This window comes from Acinetobacter sp. SM1B, from assembly GCF_003289665.1.
GTDB classification, from domain to species: domain Bacteria; phylum Pseudomonadota; class Gammaproteobacteria; order Pseudomonadales; family Moraxellaceae; genus Acinetobacter; species Acinetobacter schindleri.
The window spans coordinates 957,921-959,522 of record NZ_QMBM01000001.1 but is presented as its reverse complement, the minus strand read 5'-3'; the positions used below and the strand labels follow the sequence as shown (position 1 = coordinate 959,522).

The 1,602-nt window shown below is 43.0% G+C and carries 1 protein-coding gene; it reads right to left on the bottom strand.

What is annotated here, in order from left to right; translation table 11 throughout:
- Positions 1 to 111 precede the first annotated feature (111 nt).
- Positions 112 to 1,365 (bottom strand): serine hydroxymethyltransferase, encoded by a 1,254-nt coding sequence (glyA, locus tag C8322_RS04525; RefSeq protein WP_004815326.1) that lies wholly within the window; start codon positions 1,363 to 1,365, stop codon positions 112 to 114.
- Positions 1,366 to 1,602: the final 237 nt, after the last annotated feature.

The following is a 1,602-nucleotide window of genomic DNA, read 5'->3' as shown; positions in this document are numbered from 1 at the left end:
GCAGAACCCTGATAGGATAAGGGTTCTGTGAAATTTGTCGTGTACAGAGTTAAAAAATAAAAAATAAAAAAAGCCCCCAGATCGGGAGCTTTTTTTCTGCTTCAGCTACAATTATTTAGCATATACAGGGAATTTTGCACATACAGCTGCAACTTTTTCTTTAACCGCAGCGATCACAGCTTCTTCGCCTTTACTGTCCAGGATGTCAGCGATCCAGCCAGCAAGTTCACGTACTTCAGCTTCGCCAAAACCACGAGTGGTTACTGCAGGTGTACCAATACGGATACCAGAAGTGACGAATGGAGAACGTGGGTCGTTTGGTACAGAGTTTTTGTTCACAGTGATGTGAGCAGCACCTAACCAAGCATCAGCGTCTTTACCAGTAATGTCTTGTTTGATCAGAGACAACAAGAACAGATGGTTCTTTGTACCGCCAGAAACAACGTCATAACCGCGTTCAATCAGAACTTCAGCCATTGCTTGCGCATTCTTCACAACTTGTTGCTGGTAAGCTTTGTATTCAGGTGCCATTGCTTCTTTGAAGCAGATCGCTTTAGCAGCAACCGCGTGAACCAGAGGACCACCTTGGTTACCTGGGAATACAGCTGATTGAAGTTTTTTCTCAATTTCTTCGTTTGCTTTTGCAAGGATCAAACCTGAACGTGGACCACGAAGTGTTTTGTGAGTCGTTGTCGTGGTTACGTCAGCAATTTGAACTGGGCTTGGATAAACGCCAGCAGCAACCAGGCCAGCCACGTGAGCCATATCAACAAACAGGTAAGCGCCTACTTTGTCCGCAATTTCACGGAAACGTTGCCAATCTACAATTTGGCTGTACGCAGAGAAACCAGCCACGATCATACGTGGTTTATGTTCAACTGCCAGACGTTCAACTTCTTCGTAATCGATCTCACCAGTTTCCGGGTTTAGACCGTATTGAATCGCGTTATAAGTTTTACCAGAGAAACTTACTTTCGCACCGTGAGTCAAGTGACCACCGTGAGCCAGGCTCATACCCAATACTGTATCGCCTGGGTTAAGAAGCGCCAGATAAACTGCAGAGTTTGCCTGAGAACCAGCATGTGGCTGAACGTTAGCGTAATCAGCACCAAATAATTCTTTAGCACGGTCAATTGCCAATTGTTCAATGACATCTACATATTCACAACCGCCATAGTAGCGTTTGCCTGGGTAGCCTTCTGCATATTTGTTAGTGAGTTTTGATCCTTGAGCTTCCATTACTGCTGGTGAGCAATAGTTTTCAGAAGCGATCAACTCGATGTGCGCTTCTTGGCGAGCATCTTCGTTAGAGATTGCTTGAGCGATTTCTGGATCAAATTCAGCAATAGAGATATTGGCAAACATTAGCGAGGTCCTATTAAATTAGGGCTTTTAAGCCGTGCTAAGATTGGCGCGTATTGTAACATGAACTTTGCCAATTTCGATCATGAACTTTATCCAGTTTGCAATAAAAATAGCTCATGCTTAAAAAAACATGAGCTATAGAGATAAAAATAAGTTATTGAATTGGCATTAGAGATTTTACATCTTCAATAGACCTCTTTCATAAATCATTTTTTGCTCAGTTCCAAGTTGTAGATT